At 55.5% G+C, this 25,210-nt stretch carries 23 protein-coding genes; 17 read left to right on the top strand and 6 right to left on the bottom strand.

All coding sequences use genetic code 11. The features are described 5' to 3' along the window. The first annotated feature begins 33 nt into the window (after window positions 1-33). Window positions 34-1,860, top strand: coding sequence for an ATP-dependent DNA helicase RecQ (recQ, locus tag AAEY27_RS21185; protein WP_342322734.1), 1,827 nt, complete (start codon window positions 34-36; stop codon window positions 1,858-1,860). Window positions 1,861-1,921: 61 nt separating this feature from the next. Then, entirely contained in the window at window positions 1,922-2,542 is a 621-nt protein-coding gene (rhtC, locus tag AAEY27_RS21180) for a threonine export protein RhtC (RefSeq protein WP_342322733.1), read from the top strand. 109 nt (window positions 2,543-2,651) lie between these two features. Here the strand turns inward: rhtC and rhtB are convergent, their stop codons facing one another. Continuing rightward, a complete protein-coding gene (gene rhtB, locus AAEY27_RS21175; RefSeq protein WP_342322732.1) occupies window positions 2,652-3,272 on the bottom strand; it encodes a homoserine/homoserine lactone efflux protein in 621 nt (206 codons plus the stop codon). A gap of 108 nt (window positions 3,273-3,380) precedes the next feature. On the opposite strand from rhtB, the gene pldB reads away from it, so the two are divergent. From pldB to AAEY27_RS21160, 3 genes are all read left to right on the top strand, one after another. Then, complete coding sequence (pldB, locus tag AAEY27_RS21170; RefSeq protein ID WP_342322731.1) at window positions 3,381-4,373, top strand: lysophospholipase L2; 993 nt, start codon at window positions 3,381-3,383, stop codon at window positions 4,371-4,373. Between the two features lie 25 nt (window positions 4,374-4,398). Next, window positions 4,399-5,199: a sugar/pyridoxal phosphate phosphatase YigL gene (gene yigL, locus AAEY27_RS21165; protein ID WP_342322730.1), complete on the top strand. Its 801-nt coding sequence runs from the start codon at window positions 4,399-4,401 to the stop codon at window positions 5,197-5,199. A 105-nt stretch (window positions 5,200-5,304) separates the two neighbouring features. Further along, window positions 5,305-6,204, top strand: a complete 900-nt coding sequence (locus AAEY27_RS21160; RefSeq protein ID WP_342322729.1) for a carboxylate/amino acid/amine transporter — start codon at window positions 5,305-5,307, stop codon at window positions 6,202-6,204. On the opposite strand, the gene metR is transcribed toward AAEY27_RS21160, so the two are convergent. Continuing rightward, window positions 6,092-7,045 (bottom strand): HTH-type transcriptional regulator MetR, encoded by a 954-nt coding sequence (gene metR / locus AAEY27_RS21155; RefSeq protein ID WP_342322728.1) that lies wholly within the window; start codon window positions 7,043-7,045, stop codon window positions 6,092-6,094. The genes AAEY27_RS21160 and metR overlap by 113 nt on opposite strands. 248 nt (window positions 7,046-7,293) lie before the next feature. On the opposite strand from metR, the gene metE reads away from it, so the two are divergent. Next, entirely contained in the window at window positions 7,294-9,555 is a 2,262-nt protein-coding gene (gene metE, locus AAEY27_RS21150) for a 5-methyltetrahydropteroyltriglutamate--homocysteine S-methyltransferase (protein WP_342322727.1), read from the top strand. Window positions 9,556-9,601: 46 nt separating this feature from the next. On the opposite strand, the gene AAEY27_RS21145 is transcribed toward metE, so the two are convergent. Beyond that, window positions 9,602-10,408 (bottom strand): dienelactone hydrolase family protein, encoded by an 807-nt coding sequence (locus AAEY27_RS21145; protein WP_342322726.1) that lies wholly within the window; start codon window positions 10,406-10,408, stop codon window positions 9,602-9,604. Window positions 10,409-10,668: 260 nt separating this feature from the next. Between AAEY27_RS21145 and udp the strand changes: the two genes are divergently transcribed. The 9 genes from udp (at window position 10,669) to tatD (ending at window position 18,595) form a co-directional block, all read left to right on the top strand. Then, entirely contained in the window at window positions 10,669-11,430 is a 762-nt protein-coding gene (gene udp, locus AAEY27_RS21140; RefSeq protein ID WP_342322725.1) for a uridine phosphorylase, read from the top strand. Window positions 11,431-11,564: 134 nt separating this feature from the next. After that, complete coding sequence (gene rmuC, locus AAEY27_RS21135; protein WP_342322724.1) at window positions 11,565-13,022, top strand: DNA recombination protein RmuC; 1,458 nt, start codon at window positions 11,565-11,567, stop codon at window positions 13,020-13,022. A gap of 66 nt (window positions 13,023-13,088) precedes the next feature. Beyond that, the gene (gene ubiE / locus AAEY27_RS21130) at window positions 13,089-13,844 is read left to right on the top strand and encodes a bifunctional demethylmenaquinone methyltransferase/2-methoxy-6-polyprenyl-1,4-benzoquinol methylase UbiE (protein WP_342322723.1); all 756 of its coding nucleotides are present in this window, start codon (window positions 13,089-13,091) and stop codon (window positions 13,842-13,844) included. 11 nt (window positions 13,845-13,855) lie between these two features. Further along, entirely contained in the window at window positions 13,856-14,461 is a 606-nt protein-coding gene (gene ubiJ / locus AAEY27_RS21125) for a ubiquinone biosynthesis protein UbiJ (protein ID WP_342322722.1), read from the top strand. Then, the gene (ubiB, locus tag AAEY27_RS21120) at window positions 14,458-16,098 is read left to right on the top strand and encodes a ubiquinone biosynthesis regulatory protein kinase UbiB (protein WP_342322721.1); all 1,641 of its coding nucleotides are present in this window, start codon (window positions 14,458-14,460) and stop codon (window positions 16,096-16,098) included. The genes ubiJ and ubiB overlap by 4 nt, the downstream gene beginning before the upstream one ends. Window positions 16,099-16,199: 101 nt before the next feature. Continuing rightward, window positions 16,200-16,469, top strand: coding sequence for a Sec-independent protein translocase subunit TatA (gene tatA / locus AAEY27_RS21115; RefSeq protein ID WP_342322720.1), 270 nt, complete (start codon window positions 16,200-16,202; stop codon window positions 16,467-16,469). A gap of 3 nt (window positions 16,470-16,472) precedes the next feature. Beyond that, complete coding sequence (gene tatB, locus AAEY27_RS21110; protein WP_342322719.1) at window positions 16,473-16,997, top strand: Sec-independent protein translocase protein TatB; 525 nt, start codon at window positions 16,473-16,475, stop codon at window positions 16,995-16,997. 2 nt (window positions 16,998-16,999) lie between these two features. Next, window positions 17,000-17,764: a Sec-independent protein translocase subunit TatC gene (tatC, locus tag AAEY27_RS21105; protein WP_342322718.1), complete on the top strand. Its 765-nt coding sequence runs from the start codon at window positions 17,000-17,002 to the stop codon at window positions 17,762-17,764. Between the two features lie 42 nt (window positions 17,765-17,806). After that, the gene (tatD, locus tag AAEY27_RS21100) at window positions 17,807-18,595 is read left to right on the top strand and encodes a 3'-5' ssDNA/RNA exonuclease TatD (RefSeq protein ID WP_342322717.1); all 789 of its coding nucleotides are present in this window, start codon (window positions 17,807-17,809) and stop codon (window positions 18,593-18,595) included. Window positions 18,596-18,598: 3 nt separating this feature from the next. Here tatD and rfaH read toward each other — a convergent pair whose 3' ends face one another. Further along, complete coding sequence (gene rfaH, locus AAEY27_RS21095; RefSeq protein ID WP_342322716.1) at window positions 18,599-19,087, bottom strand: transcription/translation regulatory transformer protein RfaH; 489 nt, start codon at window positions 19,085-19,087, stop codon at window positions 18,599-18,601. 170 nt (window positions 19,088-19,257) lie between these two features. On the opposite strand from rfaH, the gene ubiD reads away from it, so the two are divergent. Continuing rightward, a complete protein-coding gene (gene ubiD, locus AAEY27_RS21090; protein WP_342325666.1) occupies window positions 19,258-20,766 on the top strand; it encodes a 4-hydroxy-3-polyprenylbenzoate decarboxylase in 1,509 nt (502 codons plus the stop codon). Continuing rightward, window positions 20,763-21,464: an NAD(P)H-flavin reductase gene (fre, locus tag AAEY27_RS21085; protein WP_342322715.1), complete on the top strand. Its 702-nt coding sequence runs from the start codon at window positions 20,763-20,765 to the stop codon at window positions 21,462-21,464. The genes ubiD and fre overlap by 4 nt, the downstream gene beginning before the upstream one ends. Before the next feature lie 198 nt (window positions 21,465-21,662). On the opposite strand, the gene fadA is transcribed toward fre, so the two are convergent. Continuing rightward, entirely contained in the window at window positions 21,663-22,826 is a 1,164-nt protein-coding gene (gene fadA, locus AAEY27_RS21080) for an acetyl-CoA C-acyltransferase FadA (RefSeq protein WP_342322714.1), read from the bottom strand. A gap of 9 nt (window positions 22,827-22,835) precedes the next feature. Beyond that, on the bottom strand, window positions 22,836-25,025 hold the full coding sequence (fadB, locus tag AAEY27_RS21075) for a fatty acid oxidation complex subunit alpha FadB (RefSeq protein ID WP_342322713.1): 2,190 nt from the start codon (window positions 25,023-25,025) through the stop codon (window positions 22,836-22,838). Window positions 25,026-25,210: the final 185 nt, after the last annotated feature.

The following is a 25,210-nucleotide window of genomic DNA, read 5'->3' as shown; positions in this document are numbered from 1 at the left end:
CGCCTGTTTTTATTTCAGGCAAATGGGGTCATTGTGGCACAGGCGGAAGTATTGAATCAGGAATCGCTGGCTAAACAGGTTTTGCAAGAAACCTTTGGCTACCAGCAGTTCCGCCCGGGCCAAGAAGATATCATCGACACTGTGCTCGGTGGTCGCGACTGCCTGGTGGTGATGCCGACCGGCGGCGGCAAATCGCTGTGTTATCAAATTCCGGCGCTGGTTTTAGATGGCCTGACGGTGGTGGTATCACCGCTGATCTCGTTGATGAAAGATCAAGTCGACCAATTGCTCGCCAACGGCGTTGCCGCAGCCTGCCTGAACTCCACGCAAAGCCGTGAACAGCAGTTTGACGTGGTTAACGGCTGTCGCAACGGGCAAATTCGCCTGCTCTATATCGCCCCCGAGCGCTTGATGCTCGATAACTTCCTCGACCAGCTTCGCCAGTGGAACCCGGTGCTTCTCGCCGTGGACGAAGCACACTGTATTTCCCAATGGGGACACGATTTCCGCCCGGAATACGCCGCGCTTGGCCAGCTACGCCAAATGTTGCCTGCGGTGCCGTTTATGGCGCTGACTGCGACGGCCGATGACACCACGCGCCGCGACATTGAACGCCTGCTGGGGTTAAACGATCCGCTGATTCAGGTCAGCAGTTTCGATCGCCCGAACATCCGCTACATGCTGATGGAAAAATTTAAGCCGCTCGATCAGTTGCTGCGCTATGTGCAGGAGCAGCGCGGCAAATGCGGCATTGTTTACTGTAACAGTCGCGCGAAAGTGGAAGACACCGCCGCGCGTCTGCAAAGCCGTGGTTTTAGCGCGGCGGCGTATCACGCCGGGCTGGAAAATGACGTCCGGGCGCGCGTGCAGGAGCAGTTCCAGCGCGACGATCTGCAAATCGTGGTGGCGACGGTCGCGTTCGGCATGGGCATCAACAAGCCCAACGTGCGCTTTGTCGTGCATTTCGACATTCCCCGCAATATCGAATCTTATTATCAGGAAACCGGCCGCGCCGGGCGTGATGGCCTACCCGCAGAAGCGATGCTGTTTTACGATCCGGCGGATATGGCGTGGCTGCGCCGCTGCCTGGAAGAGAAGGCAGCCGGGCCGCTACAGGATATTGAGCGCCATAAACTCAATGCGATGGGCGCGTTTGCCGAAGCACAAACCTGCCGCCGCTTAGTGCTGCTGAACTATTTTGGCGAAGGACGCCAGGAGTCGTGCGGCAACTGCGATATCTGCCTCGATCCGCCGCGTCAGTACGACGGCTTACAGGACGCGCAAAAAGCGCTGTCGGCGATTTATCGCGTCAACCAGCGCTTCGGCATGGGGTATGTGGTGGAAGTGCTGCGCGGGGCGAATAATCAACGCATCCGCGAAATGGGCCACGACAAACTGCCGGTGTATGGGATCGGGCGCGATCACAGCCATGAACATTGGGTGAGTGTGATCCGCCAGTTGATCCACTTAGGCTTTGCCACGCAAAACATCGCTCAACATTCCGCACTGCAACTGACCGCCGCGGCGCGTCCGGTGCTGCGCGGTGAAGTGCCGCTGATGCTCGCCGTGCCGCGTATGGTGGCGCTGAAATCGAAAGTGATGCAGAAAGCGGCGGTCGGCAATTACGATCGCAAACTGTTCGCCAAGCTGCGTAAGCTGCGCAAAGCGATTGCCGACGAAGAGAATATCCCGCCTTATGTGGTGTTTAACGATGCGACGCTGATTGAGATGGCGGAACAGATGCCGCTGTCGCCGGGTGAAATGCTCAGCGTAAACGGCGTGGGAACGCGCAAACTCGAGCGTTTCGGCCAGAAATTTATGGCGCTGATCCGCGCCCATGCCGATGGTGAAGAAGAGTAGTCAGCCTGCGGGAAAAGTGCCAGGATAGTCGCTCTCTGAACTATTTTCCCGCGAGTTAATTATGTTAATGCTTTTTCTCACCGTGGCTCTTGTGCACATCGTTGCGCTGATGAGCCCCGGCCCGGACTTCTTCTTCGTCTCACAAACTGCCGTTAGCCGTTCGCGCAAAGAAGCGATGATGGGCGTACTCGGTATCACCGCAGGCGTTATGGTGTGGGCCGGCGTTGCGCTGCTCGGCTTGAACCTGATCCTCGAAAAGATGGCGTGGCTGCATAACATTATTATGGTCGGCGGCGGCCTTTATCTCTGCTGGATGGGCTACCAAATGCTGCGCGGCGCGCTGAAGAAAGAGGCGCAAAACGCCGATGCGCCGCAGGTCGAACTGGCCGCAGGCGGGCGCAGCTTTGTGAAAGGTTTGCTGACTAACCTCGCCAACCCGAAAGCGATTATCTACTTTGGCTCGGTGTTCTCGCTGTTTGTTGGCGACAGCGTCGGCGCCAGTGCGCGTTGGGGCATTTTTGTGCTGATTGCGCTGGAAACCTTCGCCTGGTTCACCGTGGTCGCCAGCTTGTTTGCCTTACCGGGCATTCGCCGTGGCTACCAGCGCCTGGCAAAATGGATTGATGGCTTTGCTGGTGCGCTGTTTGCAGGCTTCGGCATTCATCTGATTATTTCCCGTTAAGCGATATTGCCCGGTGGCGCTTCGCTTACCGGGCCTACGAGTTTTTATCCCACCAACCTATTCCGTAGGTCGGATAAGGCGTAGCCGCCATCCGACAAACACTCACTGCTCACGCATGCTTTGTCGATGCCAATAAGATCCCCACCAGAATAAACAGCGAACCGAATATCCTGTTGAGCAATTTCATTTGCACCGGGCTTTTAATCCAGATTCGAATGCGCTGCGCCAGCACCGCATAACCTGACATGACGATGATATCCACCACAATCATGGTCGTGCCAAGCACGACATACTGCATTGTCTGGGGAGCTTGCGGCACGATAAATTGCGGAAACAGAGCGGCGAGAAAGACAATTGATTTTGGATTGGTCAGGGTCACAACCAGCGCACGTTTAAAGAGCCATCCGCGTGATTGTGTATTGGCCAGCGCAGTCAGATCAATGGCACCTGCGGCACGCCATTGTTGAATGCCGAGCCAAATCAGATACGCCACGCCCGCCCATTTCAGCACTTCAAATGCCAACAAAGAACGTGAGAAAAGCGTCCCCAACCCAACACCAACGACAATAACCTGAATCGCCAGGCCGGTTTGTTGCCCGGCAATCGCTGCGGCCGCGCCGCGATAACTATGGCTAATGGACGAGGTCATGGTGTTAATTGCCCCCGCGCCGGGGGATAAACTCAGAATAATAGTTGCCAGCAGGTAGGCGAGCCACCATTCGTAGGTCATGAGAAATTCCTGATTGTTTTATTTTGTGCCACAATACGCGAATGTCCGCGGAATTTGCTATTGGTCACAAAAAAACGATTTTACATGGCTAAAAGGGGCAAAATCCCGATGTTTCGGCAAAAAAAAGCATGGGAAACCAGAGAAAAAGCGTTCGCGGCTTTTACCATGGGGCCGCTGATGGATTTCTGGCATTCGCGTGAAGAGGCGGTTTTTACTGGCGTCGACAATGTGCCGGTCAGCTTTGTCCGTTTTCGCGCGCAAAGTAACGATCGCGTGATTGTGATTTGCCCGGGTCGTATCGAAAGTTACGTGAAATACGCCGAGCTGGCGTATGACTTGTTCCACCTCGGTTATGATGTGCTGATTATCGATCACCGGGGGCAGGGGCGTTCCGGGCGCATTTTGGCCGACGCGCATCGTGGTCATGTGGTCAACTTCAGCGATTATGTCGATGATTTAGCGGCCTTCTGGGATCAGGAAGTCGCCAGCGGGCCGTGGCGTAAACGCTATATTTTGGCGCATTCGATGGGCGGCGCGATCTCCACGCTCTTTTTACAGCGTCACCCGCAGGCCTGCGATGCGATTGCTCTGTGTGCACCGATGTTCGGTATCATTATTCGCTTGCCTGATTGGATGGTGCGTCCATTACTTAATTGGGCGGAAAGCTACCCGCGTATTCGCGATGGTTATGCCATCGGTACCGGAAGCTGGCGCGCGTTGCCTTTTGCCGTTAACGTGCTGACCCACAGCCGCGAACGCTACCGGCGCAATGTGCGCTTTTATGCGGATGAACCAACACTGCGCGTAGGCGGGCCAACCTGGCACTGGGTGCGGGAAGGCATTCTGGCCGGTGAACACGCGCTGGCGGGGGCGGCAAAAGACGCCACGCCGACATTGATTATTCAGGCAGAGGAAGAGCACGTGGTGGATAACCGCATGCATCAACGCTTCTGCGAACTCCGCGCCGCAGCCGGTCACCCTTGTGAAGGGGGTAAACCGCTTGTCATAGAGGGCGCATACCATGAGATCCTTTTCGAAAAGGACGCTATGCGCTCAGTCGCGCTCAACGCCATCGTCGAATTCTTCGATCGGCATAACTGATGAATTATTGAGGTTAAATTTTCTTATGTACCAGGTTGTTGCGTCCGATTTAGATGGCACGTTGCTCTCCCCCGATCACACACTGTCGCCTTTCGCCAAGGAAACGTTAAAACTGCTGACCGCGCGCGGCGTCAATTTTGTCTTCGCCACTGGCCGCCACCATGTTGATGTCGGGCAAATCCGCGACAATTTGGGCATCAAGGCCTATATGATCACTTCCAACGGTGCGCGCGTGCATGACACCGAGGGCAATCTGGTCTTTACCCATAATCTGGATCGCGATATCGCCGCCGATCTGTTTGGCGTGATGCACAACGAGCCGGATATCATCACCAACGTTTACCGCGACGATGAGTGGTTTATGAACCGCCACCGTCCGGACGAGATGCGTTTCTTCAAAGAAGCGGTGTTCCAGTACTCGCTATATGAGCCGGGTTTGCTGGAGCCGGAAGGGATCAGCAAAGTCTTTTTCTCCTGCGAAAGCCACGAAAAACTGCTGCCGCTGGAGCAGGCGATCAACGCGCGCTGGGGCGATCGCGTGAACGTCAGCTTCTCGACCTTAACCTGCCTGGAAGTGATGGCCGGTGGCGTTTCCAAAGGCCATGCGCTGGAAGCGGTTGCCGGTGCGCTGGGTTACAGTTTGAAAGAGTGCATCGCATTTGGCGATGGTATGAACGATGCGGAAATGCTGTCGATGGCTGGCAAAGGCTGCATCATGGGCAATGCACATCAGCGCCTGAAGGAGCTGCATCCGGATCTGGAAGTGATCGGCACCAACGCCGACAACGCCGTACCAAAATACCTGCGCCAACTGTTTCTTGAATAAGATTGACATCTGTTTGTTTCATAATCAGACGTCAACTAAATATTCAAACTTTGCGTAACTGAGTTCGCTACAATGCGTGTTCTTTCCCCCTGAGAGACATTCATTGTGGCGTTACTGATCATCACCACTATTCTGTGGGCTTTCTCTTTTAGCCTGATTGGCGAATACCTGGCCGGTCATGTCGACAGCTATTTCTCCGTGCTGATGCGCGTGGGGCTGGCGGCGCTGGTGTTTTTACCCTTTCTGCGCGCCCGTGGGCACAACCTGAAAACCATTGGTTTGTATATGCTGGTCGGCGCATTGCAGCTCGGCATCATGTACCTGTTCAGCTTCCAGGCTTATCTCTATTTAACGGTGTCGGAATTCCTGCTGTTTACGGTTTTCACGCCGCTGTACGTCACGCTGATTTACGACCTGCTGAGCAAGCGCGGGCTGCGCTGGAGCTACGCATTAAGCGCCGGGCTGGCGGTGATTGGCGCGGCGATTATTCGCTACGACAAAGTCAGCGATCACTTCTGGATTGGCCTGATTCTGGTGCAACTGGCGAATATCAGCTTCGCTATTGGCATGGTTGGCTATAAACGCCTGATGGAAACCCGCCCGATGCCGCAGCATAACGCCTTCGCCTGGTTCTATCTCGGCGCGCTGGTGGTGGCTGTTATCGCGTGGTTTGCGATGGGCAACCCGCAGAAATTGCCGACCACCAGCTTGCAGTGGGGCGTGCTGATTTGGCTGGGCGTGGTGGCGTCCGGGTTGGGTTACTTTATGTGGAACTACGGTGCCACGCAGGTGGACGCGGGCACGCTCGGCATCATGAACAATGTGCATGTTCCTGCCGGGTTACTGGTGAACCTCGCTATCTGGCAGGAACAGCCGCACTGGCCGAGTTTTATTATTGGTGGTGCGGTGATAATGGCCTCGTTGTGGGTACATCGGCGTTGGGTCGCTCCGCGCTCCGCACAAACGGTAGATGATCGCAAGCGTGGTTCCGCGCTGAGCGAATAAACGCTTCTGTCACCGGCTGCCGCTGTTCGCCGTCGCGCACGGCGGCATACAGCCGGCTCCACAATCCTTCGCCCAGGGTTTTGGTCACGATCAAACCCTGGCGCTCAAAACTCTCCACCACCCAGTGCGGCAGCGCCGCAATCCCCATGCGGGCCGCAACCATCTGAATTAACAGTAGGGTGTTATCGACGCTTTTCAGCGACGGGCTAACGCCAGCCGGTTGCAGGAAGTGGCGCCAGACATCCAGCCGGCTGCGCTGTACCGGGTAGATCAGCAGCGTTTCGCTGGCGATATCATCCGGCGTAATGCGCGCTTTCGCCGCCAGCGGATGATCCGGCGCCAAAACCAGCCGCACTTCGAAATCAAACATCGGGGAATAGTGCAGGCCGCTGCGCGGCAGAATGTCGGAGGTCAACACCAGATCCAACTCGCCTTGTTGCAGTGCGGGTTGCGGGTCGAAAGTCACGCCAGATTTGAAATCCATCTCCACCTGCGGCCAGCTCTGGCGGAAATTTTCAAGTGCGGGCGTCAGCCACTGAATACAGCTATGGCATTCAATGGCGATACGTAAAGTGGTCTGTTGCGGTTCGTTGCAAGATTGCAGGGCGCGGCTGATTTGCGGCAGCACCTGATTCGCCAATTGCAGCAAAATTTCACCCTGCGGCGTAAAGCGCAGCGGCTGACTCTTACGCACAAATAGCCGGAAACCGAGGCGTTGTTCCAGATCGCTGAACTGATGGGAAAGCGCAGATTGCGTCTGATGCAACGTAGCTGCTGCTGCCGCGAGCGATCCGCTATTTCGTAACGCCTGTAGCGTTTTCAGATGTTTAATCTCGATCATGAAAGTCCTTCACTCCGGCATGAACATTTTGCGCTTGAGGTATACACAGTACCTTCACATTATGGATGTGTAAACATCTGGACGTCCAAAACTCGTCATATTTCGACTGGCAGATGCGTTGGCTGCCTCGCTTATCCCAGTCACTTACTTCAGTAAGCTCCTGGGAATGCGCTGCGTTGCCGCCTTCCTGCCAGCCGAACTATTTAGAGTTTTGCCTTCAGAATCAGCCATATAAAAGAGGAAGGATCATGACAATTATTAATCACACCCTCGGTTTCCCTCGCGTTGGCCTGCGTCGCGAGTTGAAAAAAGCGCAAGAAAGTTACTGGGCTGGCAACACCAGCCGTGAAGAACTGCTGGCGGTGGGCTGCGAATTGCGCGCTCGCCACTGGGATCAACAAAAACAGGCCGGCATCGATCTGCTACCGGTCGGCGACTTTGCCTGGTACGACCATGTTCTGACCACCAGCCTGCTGCTCGGCAATGTGCCGGCTCGTCATCAGAACAAAGACGGCTCTGTGGATATCGATACCCTGTTCCGCATTGGTCGTGGTCGCGCACCGACCGGTGAACCCGCTGCCGCGGCGGAAATGACCAAATGGTTCAACACCAACTACCACTACATGGTGCCGGAGTTCAGCAAAGGCCAGCAGTTCAAACTGACCTGGACCCAGTTACTGGAAGAGGTGGACGAAGCGCTGGCATTGGGCCACAAAGTCAAACCCGTGCTGCTGGGGCCGGTAACCTACCTGTGGCTGGGTAAAGTGAAAGGCGAGCAATTCGACCGCTTAAGCCTGCTGAACGACATTCTGCCGGTGTACCAACAGGTTCTGGCCGAACTGGCAAAACGCGATATCGAGTGGGTACAAATCGATGAACCCGCGCTGGTGCTGGAGTTACCGCAAGCGTGGTTGGATGTTTTTAAACCGGCGTATGACGCGCTGAACGGTCAGGTAAAACTGCTGCTGACCACCTATTTTGAAGGCGTTACGCCGAACCTGGATGTGATCACCGCGCTGCCAGTGCAGGGCCTGCATGTCGATCTGGTGCACGGCAAAGACAACGTTGCTGAGCTGCACCAGCGCTTGCCTGCTGACTGGTTACTCTCCGCTGGCCTGGTTAATGGCCGAAACGTCTGGCGTGCCGACCTGACTGAGAAATACGCGCAAGTGCAACAGATTGTCGGGAAACGCCCGCTATGGGTCGCTTCCTCTTGCTCTCTGCTGCACAGCCCGATCGATCTGAGCGTCGAAACGCGTCTTGATGAAGAGGTAAAAAGCTGGTTCGCCTTCGCCCTGCAAAAATGCCAGGAACTGGCGCTGCTGCGCGATGCGCTGAACAGCGGCAACACCGAAAAACTGGCGCAATGGAGTGCGCCGATTCAGGCTCGTCGCCACTCTACCCGTGTGCATAACACCGCCGTGGCAACACGCCTGGCGGCGATCACGGCGCAAGACAGCCAACGCCACAGCCCGTACGGCGAGCGTGCTCAGGCGCAACGCGCCCGCTTTAACCTGCCAGCCTGGCCGACAACGACCATCGGTTCATTCCCACAAACCACTGAAATCCGCGGCCTGCGCCTGGACTTCAAAAAAGGCAATCTGGACGCCACGAACTACCGCACCGGCATCGCGGAACATATTAAACAAGCGATTGCCGAGCAGGAGCGCCTGGGGCTGGATGTGCTGGTGCACGGCGAAGCCGAGCGTAACGACATGGTGGAATACTTCGGTGAGAACCTCGACGGTTTCGTCTTTACGCAAAATGGCTGGGTACAGAGCTACGGTTCCCGCTGCGTGAAACCGCCGGTAGTGATCGGCGACGTCAGCCGCCCGGAAGCGATCACCGTCGAGTGGGCGAAGTATGCGCAGTCCCTGACCGACAAACCGGTGAAAGGCATGCTGACTGGCCCGGTGACCATTCTTTGCTGGTCGTTCCCGCGTGAAGATGTCAGCCGCGAAACCATCGCCAAACAAATTGCGCTGGCATTGCGTGATGAAGTGGCGGATCTGGAAGCCGCAGGTATCGGCATTATCCAGATTGATGAACCGGCCCTGCGCGAAGGTTTGCCACTGCGCCGTAGCGATTGGGATGCTTACCTGGCATGGGGCGTGGAAGCTTTTCGAATCAACGCCGCCGTGGCGAAAGACGACACGCAAATCCACACGCACATGTGCTATTGCGAGTTCAACGACATCATGGATTCCATCGCCGCGCTGGATGCCGACGTGATCACCATTGAAACCTCGCGTTCCGATATGGAACTGCTGGAGTCGTTCGAAGAGTTCGAATACCCGAACGAAATCGGACCGGGCGTGTATGACATTCACTCGCCGAATGTGCCGAGCGTGGAATGGATCGAAGCGCTGTTGCAGAAAGCGGCGCAGCGTATCCCGGCGGAGCGCTTGTGGGTGAACCCGGACTGCGGCCTGAAAACCCGCGGCTGGCCGGAAACGCGTAGCGCGCTGGCGAACATGGTGAAAGCCGCGCAGAACCTGCGTCAGAAATAAGTTGCTCTATCGCGCCGCCTGTTGCGAAACCGGCGGCGCAAAAACACTATTTCTTACCGTACTGCGAAAACCAGGCCAGCATGCGCTGCCAGCCATCTTTGGCGGATTCTGCATGATAGCTCGGACGGTAATCCGCGTTAAAAGCATGTCCCGCGTCGGGATAGACAATAATCTCCGCGTTGGCATTCGCCGCCCGCAGTGCCTGGCGCATGGTTTCCACGCTCTCAAGAGGAATGCCGGTATCCTGCCCGCCATATAAGCCGAGCACGGGCGCGTTCAAATTGGTGGCGATATCTATCGGATTGTTTGGCGAGTTCAGCGTTTTTTCACCCGTCAGTTTGCCGTACCAGGCCACAGCGGCTTTCAGTTGTGGATTGTGCGCGGCGTACAGCCAGGCGATGCGACCGCCCCAGCAAAAACCGGTGACCATCAGTTGATGCGCATTGCCGCCATTGCGCGCCGCCCAATTGGCGACGTGATCGAGGTCGGCCAGCACTTGGGCATCTGGCACTTTACTGACCAGCGCGCTAAGCAGCGTCTGGACATCGGTGAAATCATTCGGATCGCCCTGGCGGAAATAGAGCTCCGGCGCGATGGCAAGATAGCCTTCCAGCGCCAGGCGACGGCACAGATCGCGAATGTGTTCATGCACGCCGAAAATTTCCTGTACCACAATCACGATCGGTAACGGGCCGTCCGCGTCTTTCGGGCGGGCATGGAAAGCGGGCATGTTGTCGCCCTGAGTTGGAATGGAGGTTTCGCCGGCGATTAAGGCGTCTTCCGGCGTGTTTACAATCGTTGTAGCAAGTGGTGAAGCCGCAGGTGCAAAGCCCGGCTGTTTGTTGGTTGTCATGGCATTCTCCCTACCCTTTATTAGCGCTCCAATAACTATAGTCGGGAAGGTTGTCGCGTGCGCAAAACACCGTTGCGTCGTCTATCTTTGCTGCTGAGTTGTCGGATACAACATGTTAATGTGATGTGTTTCACTATTTTATGGAAATGAAGTGCAACCATTTTCATTCATGGTGACACCAGTCACGAAATCAAGCCCATGGCTTCTGTAAAGTGCCTTTTTACCTCTCCTGATAAAAACCAACCACAGAGGAGTCTGTTATGTCCAAGTCTGATGTTTTTCATCTCGGCCTCACCAAAACCGATTTACAAGGGGCTACGCTGGCCATCGTCCCTGGCGATCCTGAGCGTGTGGAAAAGATCGCCGCGCTGATGGATAAGCCGGTCAAACTGGCATCGCATCGTGAATTCACCAGCTGGCGCGCAGAGCTTGATGGCAAACCGGTTATCGTTTGCTCCACCGGCATCGGCGGGCCTTCTACCTCTATCGCAGTCGAAGAGCTGGCGCAGCTTGGTATCCGCACTTTCCTGCGCGTGGGAACCACCGGCGCGATTCAGCCGCATATCAATGTGGGCGACGTGCTGATTACGACCGCTTCCGTGCGCCTCGATGGTGCCAGCCTGCACTTTGCGCCGATGGAATACCCGGCGGTGGCTGACTTCGCGTGCACAACCGCGCTGGTCGCGGCGGCAGATGCGATTGGTGCCACCAAACACATCGGCGTTACCGCGTCTTCTGACACCTTCTATCCGGGCCAGGAGCGTTACGACACCTTCTCCGGCCGTGTTGTGAACCGTTACAGAGGTTCAATGGAAGAGTGGCAATCCATGGGCGTAATGAATTATGAAATGGAATCAGCAACGCTGCTGACCATGTGCTCCAGCCAGGGCCTGCGCGCCGGAATGGTCGCCGGGGTGATTGTGAATCGCACCCAGCAGGAGATCCCGAACGCCGAAACCATGAAGCAAACCGAAAGCCATGCGGTGAAAATTGTCGTCGAAGCCGCGCGTCGCCTTTTGTAATCTTGCTTCCAAATTTAGAAGGCCGACCTGTTCGGCCTTTTTTATTTGCGTACTTCCTCGCAGGAAAAACCCTTCCAAACTGGACGTTTATACAGCACAATTCCGGCTGATGTGCATTATGAACAGGGGGCGTGGTGGATACTTCAATCATTGTGTTGGCAGCGGTTGCGCTGGCAGGGCTACTGGTCGGCTGGCTGGCAGCAAGCTGGCGCGGGGCGCAGCAACAGGCGGAATTGCTTGCTGAGCAGCGCGATGTCTTTAGTGAATTAAGCGCCGCTCGCCAGCAAATCAGCCAGAACGAACACTGGCGCGAAGAGTGCGAATTGCTCAATAACGAGCTGCGCAGCCTGCAACATATCAACAGTTCGCTGGAGGCGGATCTCCGCGAAGTCACTACCCGGCTGGAATCCACCCAGCTGCATGCCGAAGAAAAACTGCGCCAGATGCACAGCAGCGAACAGCGTTTGAGCGAACAATTCGAGAACCTGGCCAACCGTATTTTTGAGCAGAGTAACCGTCGGGTCGATGAGCAGAATCGCCAAAGCCTGAATGGCCTGCTGACGCCGCTGCGTGAGCAGCTTGACGGCTTTCGACGCCAGGTGCAGGAGAGCTTTGGTCAGGAGGCGCGCGAACGCCACACGCTGGCGCATGAGATTCGCAACTTGCAGCAACTCAACGCCCAGATGGCGCAAGAAGCCATCAATCTGACCCGCGCATTAAAAGGCGACAACAAAACCCAGGGCAACTGGGGCGAAGTGGTGTTGACCCGCGTACTTGAAGCCTCCGGCCTGCGCGAAGGCTACGAATATGAAACTCAGGTCAGCCTGGAGAATGACAGCCGCGCCCGCATGCAGCCGGACGTTATCGTGCGTCTTCCGCAGGGCAAAGACGTGGTGATCGATGCCAAAATGACGCTGGTGGCTTACGAGCGTTACTTCAACGCCGAAGATGAATTCACCCGTGAAGGCGCATTGCAGGAGCATATTGCGTCGGTGCGTAACCATATTCGCCTGCTGGGGCGAAAGGATTACCAGCAATTGCCCGGTCTGCGCAGCCTGGATTACGTGCTGATGTTTATCCCGGTGGAACCGGCGTTTCTGATTGCGCTCGACAGACAGCCAGAACTGATCACCGAAGCGCTAAAAAACAACATAATGCTGGTCAGCCCGACGACGCTTTTGGTGGCGCTGCGCACCATTGCCAATTTGTGGCGTTATGAGCATCAGAGCCGCAACGCCCAGCAAATTGCGGAGCGAGCGAGCCGTCTGTATGACAAAATGCGCCTGTTTGTCGACGATATGAGCGCCATCGGGCAAAGTCTGGATCGCGCGCAGGACAACTATCGGCAGGCGATGAAAAAACTCAGTTCCGGGCGTGGCAACCTGCTCGTTCAGGCCGAGGCGTTCCGCGGGCTTGGCGTGGAGATCAAACGCGAGATTAATCCGGAATTGGCCGCCGAAGCGCAGGCGCAGGACGAAGAGTCTCGTCTGCGAGCGGGGGAAGATGGGTTAAACGATCGTAATGAAGACAACGCATTAGACACCGCCGCGCCGGGTGATGAACCCGCGCCGAAGGCGTCGTCGGGTGGTTGAATCGTAGGGCAAATGCGTCCAATCTGATACACTTCATAAACAAATTCTTAAATAGCAGGCACTAAGATGGCGGAAGATTCAAAAGAGACGACACACTTTGGTTTTCAGACCGTCGCCAAGGAAAATAAAGCCGATATGGTGGCGCATGTTTTCCATTCGGTCGCATCAAAATATGACGTCATGAACGACTTGATGTCGATGGGCATTCACCGTTTGTGGAAGCGCTTTACTATTGATTGCAGCGGCGTCCGTCGCGGGCAAAAAGTTCTTGATCTGGCTGGCGGTACCGGTGACCTCACCGCTAAATTCTCCCGCCTGGTAGGCGAAACCGGCCAGGTTGTACTGGCCGATATCAACGAATCAATGCTGAAAATGGGGCGCGAAAAGCTGCGCAACATCGGTGTAATTGGCAACGTTGAATATGTTCAGGCGAATGCCGAAGCACTGCCTTTCCCGGATAACACCTTCGACTGCATCACCATCTCTTTTGGTTTGCGTAATGTGACCGAAAAAGAGAAAGCGCTGCGCTCCATGTTTCGCGTGCTGAAACCGGGCGGTCGCTTGCTGGTGCTGGAGTTTTCCAAACCGATTATCGAGCCGCTGAGCAAAGTCTACGACGCTTACTCTTTCCACATCCTGCCGCGTATCGGCCAGATGGTGGCAAATGACGCTGAAAGCTATCGCTATCTTGCTGAATCCATCCGTATGCATCCCGATCAGGACACCCTGAAAGCGATGATGCAGGACGCGGGTTTCGAAAACGTCGATTATTACAATTTGACCGCCGGTATCGTTGCTCTGCACCGTGGCTACAAGTTCTGACAGGAGTGCGTATGCCCTTTAAGCCGATGGTGGCCGCGGGAATCGAACGCGTGCTGAATACCTTTTTATACCGCGAGGGCGCGTTGAAACCGGCGCGCCAGCGTCTGCATGGCAAAGTGCTGCGCGTGGTTCTGCAAGAGTTTTCCTCGCCGTTTGTGCTGGTGTTCAGCGAGCGGCAAATTGATGTGCTGGGCGAATGGGAAGGCGAAGCCGACTGTTCCGTTATCACGCAGCTACGGGTATTACCGAAACTGCGCGATCGCCAGCAGCTGACCGCGCTTATTCGCAGCGGCGAGCTGGAAGTGCAGGGCGATATCCAGGTGGTGCAAAACCTGGTATCGCTGATGGATCTGGCGGAGTTCGACCCCGCAGAAGTGCTCGCGCCGTGGACGGGTGATATCGCCGCCGAGGGCATCAGTAAGTTCCTGCGCGGTGGCGCGCGTTTTTTGCGCCACGGTTTTCAACGTCAGCGGCGTTATGTTTCTGAAGTCTTAACGGAAGAGTGGCGTGTCGCGCCAGGCGCGCTGGAAGTCGCCTGGTTCGCAGAGGAGACGGCGGCCGTTGAACGTGCTGCGGACACCTTAGCCAAGCGCCTGGATAAACTGGAGGGCAAATGACGCCTGGAGAACTACGGCGGCTCTATTTCATCATCCAGACTTTTTTGAGTTACGGGCTTGATGAGCTCATCCCTAAAATGCGCATCACCCTGCCGATACGGATCTGGCGCAGGATGTTGTTCTGGATGCCGAACCGGCACAAAGAGAAGCTGTTAGGGGAACGTCTGCGCCTGGCCTTGCAGGAGTTAGGTCCGGTATGGATTAAATTCGGGCAAATGCTTTCAACGCGCCGCGACTTATTCCCCCCGCTTATCGCCGATCAACTCGCGATGTTGCAGGATCGCGTTGCGCCTTTTGATGGTCGGCTGGCCAAACAGCAGATCGAAAAAGCCATGGGCGATCTTCCTGTTGAAACCTGGTTCGACGATTTCGAGATTGAACCGCTGGCTTCTGCGTCCATTGCCCAGGTACATACCGCGCGGCTGAAAGATAGCGGCAAAGAGGTGGTGATTAAGGTTATCCGCCCGGATATCCTGCCGATTATCAAAGCGGACCTGAAACTTATCTATCGTCTGGCGGGCTGGGTTCCACGTTTGCTGCCGGACGGACGTCGTCTGCGCCCGCGTGAAGTGGTGCGCGAATATGAAAAGACGCTGATCGACGAACTGGATTTGCTGCGCGAAGCCGCTAACGCTATCCAGTTACGCCGCAATTTTGAAAACAGCCCGATGCTCTACGTTCCTGAAATTTATTCTGACTATTGCAGCCAGAATATGCTGGTGATGGAGCGGATTTACGGCATCCCGGTGTCTGATGTTCCGGCGCTGGAAAAGAACGGTACCAACCTGAAATTGCTGGCCGAACGCGGTGTGCAGGTGTTTTTCACGCAGGTTTTCCGCGACAGCTTTTTCCATGCGGATATGCACCCCGGCAATATTTTTGTCAGCTATGACCACCCGGAAGACCCACAGTACATCGGTATTGATTGCGGCATTGTTGGCTCGCTGAATAAAGAAGATAAGCGCTATTTAGCTGAAAACTTTATCGCCTTCTTTAACCGCGACTATCGCAAAGTGGCTGAGCTGCATGTGGATTCTGGTTGGGTTCCGCTGGACACCAACGTGGAAGAGTTCGAGTTTGCGATCCGCACGGTCTGCGAGCCTATTTTTGAAAAGCCGCTGGCGGAAATCTCTTTCGGCCATGTCCTGCTTAACCTGTTTAATACAGCGCGGCGTTTCAATATGGAAGTGCAGCCGCAACTGGTGCTGTTGCAGAAAACGCTGCTCTACATCGAAGGTGTGGGTCGCCAGCTTTATCCGCAGCTGGATTTGTGGAAAACCGCGAAACCTTTCCTTGAATCGTGGATCAAAGATCAGGTGGGCATTCCTGCGTTAGTCAGGGCGCTCAAAGAGAAAGGACCGTTCTGGATTGAGAAAATGCCGGAGCTTCCTGAACTGATCTACAGCGGCTTGCAGCAAGGTAAGTATTTGCAGCACAGCGTGGATAAAATCGCCAATGAACTACAGACCAACCATGTACGGCAGGGGCAATCGCGTTACCTGTTTGGCATTGGCGCGACGTTGCTGTTGAGCGGGACGTTATTACTGATCAATCGACCTGAATGGGGCCTTAATCCCTTATGGTTAATGGCGGGCGGCGGCGTCGCCTGGCTGTTGGGCTGGTGCAAGACGCGTTGATTTGATGCCGCTCGCGTAACGCCGGGTAGACACATGCAGCCTAAGGGATAACGTGTATACTGGGGCCTGTTTTTAACATCATCTCCTACAGAGGATTATGTATGGGTGGTATCAGCATTTGGCAGTTGGTGATTATTGCGGTCATCGTTGTACTGCTGTTCGGTACGAAAAAGCTCGGTTCAATTGGTTCCGATCTGGGTGCATCAATCAAAGGCTTTAAAAAAGCCATGAGCGACGATGATAAAGGAAAGACGGAGACGCAGGATAAATCGGCACAGGATGCAGATTTTACGGCGAAGACGCTCTCCGATAGCAATCAACCCGACGACGCTAAAAAAGACGAAAAACGTCACGACAAAGAGCAGGTGTGATTCGTGTTCGATATAGGTTTTGGCGAACTGATACTCGTGTTTGTGATCGGCCTGATTGTGCTCGGGCCGCAACGTTTGCCCGTGGCGGTGCGTACCGTGGCGGGCTGGGTTCGCGCGTTACGATCGCTGGCGACCACGGTGCAGAACGAATTGACGCAGGAACTTAAGTTGCAGGAATTCCAGGACAGCCTGAAAAAGGTTGAGAAAGCGAGCCTGGATAGCCTGACGCCAGAGTTAAAAGAGTCAATGGACGAACTGCGCCAGGCGGCGGAATCCATGAAGCGCTCGTACAGCGCAAACGACGCGGAAAAAGCGAGTGATGAAGCACACACCATCCACAATCCGGTGGTGAAAGATAACGAAGCGCAGCACGAAGGCGTAACGCCTGGCGCAGCTGAAAACCAGGCGAGTTCCCCGGAACAGGTTCCTGCTGCCGCGCCCGAGAAAAAAGCGCCGGTAGTGAACCCTGCGGTGAAAGAAGCCGTGGTGGTTTCCGATTCCACACCTTCTGCAAGTGATAAGTCCTGAACATGGCTGTAGACGATACCCAACCGCTGATCGCACACCTTATTGAGCTGCGTAAGCGTCTGCTGAACTGCATTATCGCCGTGATGGTGATTTTTCTCGCGCTGGTCTACTTCGCGAATGATATTTACCAGCTGGTCTCCGCGCCGCTGATCAAACAGATGCCGCTGGGCGCAACGATGATCGCCACCGACGTGGCATCACCATTTTTCACGCCGATCAAACTGACCTTTATGGTGTCGCTGATCCTGTCTGCGCCGGTCGTTCTGTATCAGGTGTGGGCTTTTGTCGCTCCGGCGCTGTATAAGCACGAACGCCGTCTGGTTGTGCCGTTGCTGGTTTCCAGCTCGCTGCTGTTTTACATCGGCATGGCCTTCGCCTATTTCGTGGTGTTCCCGCTGGCGTTTGGCTTCCTGGCAAATACCGCGCCGGAAGGCGTCCAGGTTTCCACTGACATTGCGAGCTACCTCAGTTTCGTGATGGCGCTGTTTATGGCCTTTGGTGTCTCGTTCGAAGTGCCGGTGGCTATTGTGCTGCTGTGCTGGATGGGCGTCACGACGCCAGCCGACCTGCGGCAAAAGCGCCCGTATGTGTTGGTCGGCGCGTTTGTCGTCGGTATGTTGCTGACCCCGCCGGATGTGTTCTCGCAAACACTGCTGGCGATCCCGATGTACTGCCTGTTTGAAGTCGGGGTTTTCTTTGCCCGCTTTTACGTGGGCAAGCGGCGCATTCCGGACGAAGAAAACGAAACAGAAACCAGCGAAGAGTAATTACCAGCCGCCCGTCAGGGCGGTTGTTGTATGGGGAAAAGCATGTTTGATATTGGTGTGAATCTGACCAGTTCCCAGTTCGCTAAAGACCGGGATGAGATTGTGAAGCGCGCGCAAGCGGCGGGCGTTGCGGGAATGCTGATAACCGGCACCAACCTGCACGAAAGCCAGCAGGCACAACAATTGGCGCAACGCTATTCTCACTGCTGGTCTACCGCCGGGGTGCATCCTCACGACAGCAGCGGCTGGACTGCTGAAACGGCGCAATCTATTCGCGCCCTGGCGGCGACGCCGCAGGTCGTGGCGATGGGTGAATGCGGACTGGATTTCAATCGCAATTTCTCCACGCCGCAGGAGCAGGAATATGCTTTTAACGCGCAACTGGCGCTGGCGGCTGAACTGAACATGCCTGTTTTTCTGCACTGCCGTGATGCTCACGAGCGTTTCCTGGCGCTGCTGGATCCGTGGCTGGATAGATTGCCCGGCGCGGTGTTGCACTGTTTTACCGGTTCGGCGCAGGAAGCCACAGAGTACGCTCAACGCGGGCTTTATCTTGGCATTACGGGTTGGGTTTGCGATGAACGTCGCGGGCAGGCGCTGCGTGAAGTGGTGCCATTGATTCCCGCTGAGCGGTTATTGATTGAAACCGATGCGCCTTATCTATTGCCGCGCGATCTTAAACCGAAACCGGCATCCCGGCGTAATGAACCCGCATGGTTGGCACATATTCTTGCCACTGTCGCCGGGCTACGGGGTGAAGATCCCTACTGGCTGGGCGCGGTAACCGATCAAAATGTGAAGCGGTTGTTTGGTATTGATTTTTTAACGTGAATGTCAGGCTTTGCGGAAGTCGGTATTTTTGACGCTTTGCAGCACCTGTTTATTGAGCAGATGCAGCAGCAGCATCGAGCGCGCTTCGCCATCCGGCTCTTTAAAGATGGCTTGCAAACCTTCAAGCGCACCTTCCGTAATGATGACATCATCGCCGGGGTAGGGCGTATCCGGATCGGTAATCCCTTCCGGCTGCCAGGTGGCGAGCTGATCGATAACCGAATAAGGCACGCTTGCCGGATGCATGCCAAAACGCACAAAGTGGCTGACACCTCGCGTGGCGTTAATGGTCGTGGTGTGAATGACCTCGGGATCAAATTCCACAAACAAGTAGTTTGGGAAGAGAGGCTCACTCACCGTCGTCCGCTTGCCGCGAACGATTTTTTCCAATGCGATCATTGGCGTGAGGCAGCTTACAGATTGGCGTTCCAGGTGTTCCTGGGCGCGCTGGAGCTGGCCTCGTTTGCAGTAGAGTAGATACCAGGATTGCATAATGACTCTTTTCCGTAAGTTCGGCCGCAAGAATACCAAAACCGCAGCTTGATGGCTAAGTTGATTATAACTCCCACTCACTCGCGTCGTTGTAATTCACGCGGATTTAACAAAAATACAGCAAGCTCAGGACGAACACCGTATAATAAAGCGCTTATCTGGAGGCGATAATACACCGCATGAAATACAACGATCTTCGCGACTTTCTGACACTACTTGAGCAACAGGGCGAGCTAAAACGCATCGCGCTTCCGGTGGATCCCTACCTGGAAATGACGGAAATAGCCGATCGCACACTGCGTGCGGGTGGCCCGGCATTGTTGTTTGAAAATCCGAAAGGTTATGCGATGCCGGTGTTGTGTAATTTATTCGGTACGCCGCGCCGTGTCGCGCTGGGCATGGGGCAGGACGATGTCAGTGCGCTGCGTGAAGTCGGCAAACTGCTGGCCTTCCTGAAAGAGCCCGAGCCGCCAAAAGGCTTCCGCGATCTCTTCGATAAACTCCCTCAGTTCAAGCAAGTGCTGAACATGCCGACAAAACGGCTACGTGGCGCGCCCTGCCAGCAAAAAGTGGTGCAAGGTGACGACGTCGATCTCAACAAAATCCCGATTATGCAATGCTGGCCGGAAGATGCCGCGCCGCTGATCACTTGGGGTTTGACGGTCACCCGCGGGCCACATAAAGAGCGGCAAAACCTGGGGATTTACCGCCAACAGCTGATAGGTAAGAACAAATTAATTATGCGCTGGCTTTCCCATCGTGGCGGCGCACTTGATTTTCAGGAGTGGCAAGCGGCACATCCGGGCGAGCGTTTCCCGGTTGCCGTGGCGCTGGGGGCCGATCCGGCTACCATTCTTGGCGCGGTCACGCCGGTGCCGGACACGCTTTCCGAATACGCTTTCGCCGGGCTGCTACGCGGTACGAAAACTGAAGTGGTGAAATGCATTTCAAACGATCTTGAAGTGCCCGCCAGTGCGGAAATTGTGCTTGAAGGCTATATTGAGCCGGGCGAAATGGCGCCGGAAGGGCCGTATGGCGACCATACCGGTTATTACAATGAAATCGATAACTTCCCGGTGTTTACCGTTACCCATATTACGCAGCGCGAAGATGCGATTTATCACTCCACTTATACCGGGCGGCCGCCGGATGAACCCGCAGTGTTGGGTGTGGCGCTGAACGAAGTGTTCGTGCCGATTCTGCAAAAGCAGTTCCCGGAAATTGTTGATTTCTATCTGCCGCCGGAAGGCTGTTCTTACCGTCTGGCGGTAGTCACTATGAAGAAGCAGTACGCAGGCCACGCCAAGCGCGTGATGATGGGCGTCTGGTCTTTCCTGCGCCAGTTTATGTATACCAAGTTTGTGATCGTGTGCGATGACGACATTAACGCTCGCGACTGGAATGATGTTATTTGGGCGATCACCACCCGTATGGATCCTGCGCGGGATACCGTGCTGGTGGAGAACACGCCAATCGATTATTTGGATTTTGCCTCGCCGGTATCCGGCCTTGGTTCAAAAATGGGACTGGATGCCACCAATAAATGGCCCGGCGAAACCCAGCGTGAATGGGGTCGCCCAATTAAGAAGGATCCCGATGTAACGGCGAGAATCGACGCTATCTGGGATGAACTGGCCATATTCAATGCTGAAAATAGACCCGACAGAGAGAGCGCATGACAACCTTAAGCTGTAAAGTGACCTCGGTAGATGCCATCACTGATACCGTATATCGCGTCCGTTTAGTGCCGGAAGCGGCTTTTTCATTTCGCGCTGGCCAGTACTTAATGGTGGTGATGGATGAGCGAGATAAGCGTCCCTTCTCGATGGCTTCCACGCCGGATCAGCGTGATTTTATTGAGCTGCATATTGGCGCGTCCGAGCTGAATCTTTACGCTATGGCCGTGATGGACCGTATCCTGAAAGATCGGGAAATCGTGATTGATATTCCTCATGGCGACGCCTGGCTGCGCGATGACGAAGAGCGCCCGATGGTGCTGATCGCGGGTGGTACCGGTTTCTCCTATGCGCGCTCGATCCTGTTGACGTCGCTGGCGCAAAATCCGAACCGTGAAATCACCATTTACTGGGGCGGTCGCGAAGAGAAGCACCTTTACGATTTGGCCGAGCTTGAAGCGCTGTCTGTCGATCATCAGAACCTGCGCGTGGTGCCGGTCGTTGAGCAGCCGGAGGATGACTGGCGTGGTCGTTCAGGTACGGTGCTGGCGGCAGTGCTTCAGGATTTCGGTTCGCTTGCCGAGCATGATATCTATATCGCTGGCCGTTTTGAGATGGCGAAAATCGCCCGTGATCTGTTCTGCAATGAGCGCGGTGCGCGCGAGGATCGTCTGTTCGGCGATGCATTTGCATTTATTTAATAAAAAACCCGCCCCTGACAGGCGGGAAGAACGGCAACTAAATTCTCTCTCTTTGCCAGGCGTCCCATAGCTGTGTTGGCTGCCTTCATTCACCCCGGTCACATAGTTTATCTATGCTCCCGGGGATTCACTCAGTTGCCGCCTTGCTCTGGAACACATGGCTTTGAGATAAATAAATCAGTTAGATTCGTTAAAGGGTTATACGCGCTCAAACACCGTGGCGATCCCCTGACCTAAACCGATACACATCGTCGCCAAACCTAATTGCGCGTCTTTACGTTCCATCAGGTTCAGAAGCGTCGTGCTGATACGCGTGCCGGAGCAGCCCAGCGGGTGACCCAGCGCGATCGCGCCGCCGTTGAGGTTGATCTTCTCGTCGATCTGCTCCATCAGCCCCAGATCTTTAATGCACGGCAGGATCTGCGCGGCAAAGGCTTCATTCATCTCAAACAGATCGATATCGCTGGCGGTCAGCCCGGCTTTTTTCAACGCCAGCTGCGACGCCGGAACCGGGCCATAACCCATAATCGACGGATCGCAGCCAACCACCGCCATCGAACGAATGCGTGCTCGCGGCGTTAAGCCCAGCTCGCGGGCGCGACTTTCGCTCATCACCAGCATGGCGGATGCGCCATCCGACAGCGCCGAGGATGTCCCGGCAGTGACTGTCCCGCTTACCGGATCAAACGCCGGTCGCAGCGTCGACAGCGCCTCGACCGTGGTTTCCGGGCGGATCACTTCGTCATAATTGAACTGTTTCAACACGCCGTCGGCATCATGTCCGCCTGTTGGGATAATTTCCCCTTTGAATGCACCAGATTGCGTCGCGGCCCAGGCCCGTGCATGAGAGCGGGCGGCGAAAGCATCCTGCATTTCACGGCTGATACCGTGCATGCGCGACAGCATTTCGGCGGTCAGCCCCATCATGCCTGCCGCTTTGGCGACGTTGCGGCTCATTCCAGGATGGAAATCGACGCCGTGGCTCATCGGCACGTGACCCATATGTTCAACCCCGCCGACAAGGCAAACCTGTGCATCGCCGGTCATGATCATTCGCGCCGCGTCATGCAAGGCCTGCATTGACGAACCGCACAGGCGGTTCACCGTGACAGCTGGCACAGAGTGCGGGATCTCCGCCAGCAGCGCGGCGTTGCGGGCAATGTTGAAACCCTGCTCCAGCGTCTGCTGCACGCAGCCCCAATAAATGTCGTCGATAGCGGTCGCTTCCAGTGCGGGGTTACGCGCCAGCAGGCTTCGCATCAAATGGGCGGAGAGATCTTCTGCTCGCACATGGCGGAACGCGCCACCTTTTGAACGGCCCATCGGGGTACGCACTGCATCGACAATGACAACCTGTTCCATTGTGACTCCTTAAGCCGTTTTCAAATCGCCCACTGGGCGCGCAGGTTCAACCGCAGGATAATAAGGCGCGTTGTGACGCGCCTTTTCACGTAACCCGGCCGGGACTTCATACAGCGGACCGAGGTGCTGATACTGCTGCGCCATATCGAGGTATTTCGCGCTGCCGAGGGTATCCAGCCAGCGGAACGCGCCGCCGTGGAATGGCGGGAAGCCCAGCCCATACACCAGCGCCATATCTGCTTCAGCAGGGCTGGCGATAATCCCTTCTTCCAGACAACGCACGACTTCGTTGACCATTGGGATCATCATGCGTGCGATGATTTCATCGTCGGTGAAATCTCGTTTGTCTTGGCTGATTTCGCCCAACAGGCCGTCAACGGCGCTGTCTTCCTCTTTCTTCGGTTTGCCTTTGCTATCTTCTTTGTAGCGCCAGAAACCGAGGCCGTTTTTCTGCCCAAAACGGTTGGCCTCAAACAGCGCGTCGATCGCGTCGCGATAATCTTTTTGCATACGCTGCGGGAAACCGGCGGCCATCACCGCTTGGGCGTGATGCGCGGTATCAATGCCGACAACGTCGAGCAGATAGGCCGGGCCCATCGGCCAGCCAAACTGTTTCTCCATCACTTTGTCGACTTTGCGGAAATCCGCGCCGTCGCGCAGCAACTGGCTGAAAGCGGCGAAGTAGGGGAACAGCACGCGGTTAACAAAGAAGCCGGGGCAGTCATTCACCACAATCGGCGTTTTGCCCATTTTGCTCGCCCAGGCCACCACTTTAGCGAGAGTTTCATCAGAAGTTTTCTCGCCACGGATCACTTCAACCAGCGGCATGCGGTGCACCGGGTTAAAGAAGTGCATACCGCAGAAGTTCTCCGGGCGTTTCAACACGCTCGCCAGTTCGCTGATAGGAATCGTCGAGGTGTTGGATGCCAGTACCGTATCCGGTCGCACTTTGTCTTCTGTTTCCGCCAGCACTGCTTTTTTCACTTTCGGATTTTCGACGACCGCTTCGACAACAACATCGACGCGATCAAAACCAGCGTATTCCAGTGTCGGCTGAATAGTTGCAATCACACTCGCCAGTTTCAGACCATCGATCTTGCCGCGCTCAAGCTGTTTATTCAGCAGCTTGCCCGCTTCATTGATGCCAAGGCTAAGCGACTTCTCATTGATATCTTTCATTAATACCGGCACACCTTTCCACGCCGACTGGTAAGCAATGCCGCCGCCCATAATGCCCGCGCCGAGCACCGCCGCCTGTTTCGGGGTATCGATATTTTTGGTGAGTTTCTTCGCCTTGCCTTTGACGTACTGATCATTCAAAAAGATGCCGACCAGCGCGCGGGCTTCATTGCTGTGCGCCAGCGGAACAAAGCTCTGGTTTTCCAGCTTCAGTGCGTCGTCACGGCCAAATTTCGCGGCGGCCTCAATGGTTTTCACCGCCGTGATCGGCGCCGGGTAATGTTTGCCCGCGGTTTGCATCACCATGCCTTTGACGATAGTAAAACTCATGGCGGCTTCAATTTTGCTGAGTTTCAGCGGTTCCAGTTTTGGCTGGCGCTTCGCTTTCCAGTCGAGATCGCCATTGATCGCCTGGCGCAGAATGGCAACCGCGCCATCGCGCAGTTTTTCCGGCTTCACGATGCCATCGATCAGACCAATCTTCAGCGCCTGTTCTGCGTCCACATCTTTCCCGGCGGCGATAATTTCCAGCGCGCTATCAGCCCCAAGCAGGCGCGGCATACGCACCGAACCGCCAAAACCAGGCATGATGCCGAGTTTCGTTTCCGGCAGGCCAATGCGCAGATCAGGCGTCGCCAGGCGATAATCTGTAGCCAGCACGCATTCGCACCCGCCGCCAAGGGCGTAACCGTTAACCGCAGAGAGGGTTGGCACCGGTAAATCTTCCAGCCGGTTAAAGACGCTGTTGGCGAAATGCAGCCACTGGCTCAGTTGCTCTTCAGGCACCATGAACAGCGAAAGGAATTCGGTGATATCGGCACCGACAATAAAGGCCGCTTTTTCTGAGCGCAGCAGCAGCCCTTTTAAATCTGATTGCGTTTCCAGCACATCCAGCGCCTCACCGAGACTGGCGACTGTGGCGGTATCAAGCTTGTTAACTGAGCCAGGTGCATCAAATACCAATTCCGCGATGCCATCTTCAAGCCAGTTGAGGTACAGGTTATTGCCTTTGTAGAGCATGTCAGTCTCCTGAATCCAGCAGTGATCTGGTCGTACCAGATGAATCGGAGTGTGGTTTTTATGTTAATAAAATGCAAATAACTCATTAAGAAAATGCTGAGCGGATCACGCTCAGCGGAAATCACCCAGCCGTAAGCAGGTGTGCTAAGATGCGGAAACTTGAGGTCACAAGAAACAGAAGGAAA

Source organism: Kosakonia sp. BYX6, from assembly GCF_038449125.1.
Lineage (GTDB): Bacteria > Pseudomonadota > Gammaproteobacteria > Enterobacterales > Enterobacteriaceae > Kosakonia > Kosakonia calanthes.
This window is presented reverse-complemented; position numbering and strand designations above follow the sequence as displayed.

What these genes read in the sequence shown, in the direction of transcription:
- ubiB (WP_342322721.1), top strand. Translation starts at nt 14,458, where the DNA reads ATGACGCCTGGAGAACTACGGCGGCTCTATTTCATCATCCAGACTTTT.
- tatA (WP_342322720.1), top strand. Translation starts at nt 16,200, where the DNA reads ATGGGTGGTATCAGCATTTGGCAGTTGGTGATTATTGCGGTCATCGTT.
- metE (WP_342322727.1), top strand. Translation starts at nt 7,294, where the DNA reads ATGACAATTATTAATCACACCCTCGGTTTCCCTCGCGTTGGCCTGCGT.
- rhtC (WP_342322733.1), top strand. Translation starts at nt 1,922, where the DNA reads ATGTTAATGCTTTTTCTCACCGTGGCTCTTGTGCACATCGTTGCGCTG.
- fre (WP_342322715.1), top strand. Translation starts at nt 20,763, where the DNA reads ATGACAACCTTAAGCTGTAAAGTGACCTCGGTAGATGCCATCACTGAT.
- fadA (WP_342322714.1), bottom strand. Translation starts at nt 22,826, where the DNA reads ATGGAACAGGTTGTCATTGTCGATGCAGTGCGTACCCCGATGGGCCGT.
- yigL (WP_342322730.1), top strand. Translation starts at nt 4,399, where the DNA reads ATGTACCAGGTTGTTGCGTCCGATTTAGATGGCACGTTGCTCTCCCCC.
- rhtB (WP_342322732.1), bottom strand. Translation starts at nt 3,272, where the DNA reads ATGACCTACGAATGGTGGCTCGCCTACCTGCTGGCAACTATTATTCTG.
- rfaH (WP_342322716.1), bottom strand. Translation starts at nt 19,087, where the DNA reads ATGCAATCCTGGTATCTACTCTACTGCAAACGAGGCCAGCTCCAGCGC.
- metR (WP_342322728.1), bottom strand. Translation starts at nt 7,045, where the DNA reads ATGATCGAGATTAAACATCTGAAAACGCTACAGGCGTTACGAAATAGC.
- pldB (WP_342322731.1), top strand. Translation starts at nt 3,381, where the DNA reads ATGTTTCGGCAAAAAAAAGCATGGGAAACCAGAGAAAAAGCGTTCGCG.
- ubiJ (WP_342322722.1), top strand. Translation starts at nt 13,856, where the DNA reads ATGCCCTTTAAGCCGATGGTGGCCGCGGGAATCGAACGCGTGCTGAAT.
- tatD (WP_342322717.1), top strand. Translation starts at nt 17,807, where the DNA reads ATGTTTGATATTGGTGTGAATCTGACCAGTTCCCAGTTCGCTAAAGAC.
- AAEY27_RS21145 (WP_342322726.1), bottom strand. Translation starts at nt 10,408, where the DNA reads ATGACAACCAACAAACAGCCGGGCTTTGCACCTGCGGCTTCACCACTT.
- tatC (WP_342322718.1), top strand. Translation starts at nt 17,000, where the DNA reads ATGGCTGTAGACGATACCCAACCGCTGATCGCACACCTTATTGAGCTG.
- ubiE (WP_342322723.1), top strand. Translation starts at nt 13,089, where the DNA reads ATGGCGGAAGATTCAAAAGAGACGACACACTTTGGTTTTCAGACCGTC.
- udp (WP_342322725.1), top strand. Translation starts at nt 10,669, where the DNA reads ATGTCCAAGTCTGATGTTTTTCATCTCGGCCTCACCAAAACCGATTTA.
- fadB (WP_342322713.1), bottom strand. Translation starts at nt 25,025, where the DNA reads ATGCTCTACAAAGGCAATAACCTGTACCTCAACTGGCTTGAAGATGGC.